Consider the following 1,357-nt stretch of genomic DNA (forward strand, 5'->3'; position numbering starts at 1 on the left):
AGGTACGTTTTGTCTTGTTTAGTTTTCAAAGATCATTACCGCTTGTTGAAGCAGCTTTATTATCTTACCACTCAGCTTCTTTTATGTCAACAACTTTTTTCAAGTCGTTTTCGAAGCTTTTTGTTGTTGTCTGCTGTTCATCAGCGACGTTTAATAATATACCATGTTATCTCTCTATAAATCAAGTGTTTTTTAAAATAAAGAGAAAAAATATAATCAGTACATTATCTTAAAGTTTGAGAATGATCGGGAAGACAGGATTCGAACCTGCGACCCCATGGTCCCAAACCATGTGCTCTACCAAGCTGAGCTACTTCCCGATTTCAAGTGCATTATGGCGCGCCCGAGAGGAGTCGAACCCCTAACCTTTTGATCCGTAGTCAAACGCTCTATCCAATTGAGCTACGGGCGCAAAAATAAATGGAGCGGAAGACGGGATTCGAACCCGCGACCCCCACCTTGGCAAGGTGATGTTCTACCACTGAACTACTTCCGCAAGAAATAATGAACTGTTAAAATAAAAACAACAGCATCAGAAAAAAGGAAAACTCAGTTATGCTCCAACCGGTGTAGCTCTCTGCTTAATCTAAAGCAAAAGCATATCCGGAAATTCATACAGTGCATTATGACAAAAGTAATTATATCAGGGTTTTGATAAAAGTCAATACCGTTTAAAAATTTAATAATAATCTGTACTAACCTAAGGCTGCAAAAAAGAAAACTTCGTTCTCTGGATCAGAACTTGACCATTCAAGAAATTAAACTGATTAGATCTATTATACATACAATTAAGTTAACCTAATTATGCTATTTATATCACGGGAGCCATATCTCTTTGAAAATGAAGAAAGCAGACTTCCTAAGAAGGCTGCTGTTATATTTTCACCTTGATTTCTGCGGAGAGCAGTAACAGGGTCTTTGCCTATTTAAATACAAAAATAACAGTTCCATAACGCGCGGAAACTGCTTCAGATCAACGTATTTAGATAAGCTTCCAAGCGGGCTCGAACCGCTGACCTCTTCCTTACCATGGAAGTGCTCTACCTGCTGAGCTATGGAAGCAATGGCTCCGCAGGTAGGACTCGAACCTACGACCGATCGGTTAACAGCCGATAGCTCTACCACTGAGCTACTGCGGAATATTATAAGCTTCATAAACAAAAACATGGTAGATAAAACAAAAAGCTTGGCGGCGTCCTACTCTCACRGGGGGAAACCCCCGACTACCATCGGCGCTGAAGAGCTTAACTTCCGTGTTCGGCATGGGAACGGGTGTGACCTCTTCGCTATCGCCACCAAACCATTGAGAGTGTTCTCTCAAAACTAGATAACAGTAAGCATACATTCAAAAATGGTT

Annotated in this window: 5 tRNA genes and 1 rRNA gene; all 6 read right to left on the reverse strand. The window is 40.6% G+C overall.

Annotation, left to right across the window (positions count from 1 at the left end):
* Nucleotides 1-246 precede the first annotated feature (246 nt).
* Nucleotides 247-320 (reverse strand) — tRNA-Pro (locus AC1DN5_RS18990).
* A 15-nt stretch (nucleotides 321-335) separates the two neighbouring features.
* Nucleotides 336-412: transfer RNA gene (locus AC1DN5_RS18995), tRNA-Arg, on the reverse strand.
* Nucleotides 413-421: 9 nt separating this feature from the next.
* Nucleotides 422-496 (reverse strand) — tRNA-Gly (locus AC1DN5_RS19000).
* Nucleotides 497-989: 493 nt separating this feature from the next.
* Nucleotides 990-1,062 (reverse strand) — tRNA-Thr (locus AC1DN5_RS19005).
* Nucleotides 1,063-1,064: 2 nt separating this feature from the next.
* Nucleotides 1,065-1,139 (reverse strand) — tRNA-Asn (locus tag AC1DN5_RS19010).
* A 45-nt stretch (nucleotides 1,140-1,184) separates the two neighbouring features.
* A 5S ribosomal RNA gene (gene rrf / locus AC1DN5_RS19015) occupies nucleotides 1,185-1,300 on the reverse strand.
* Between the last annotated feature and the right edge of the window lie 57 nt (nucleotides 1,301-1,357).

The sequence above is a fragment of the Bacillus sp. 01N42_2 genome (genome assembly GCF_056399565.1).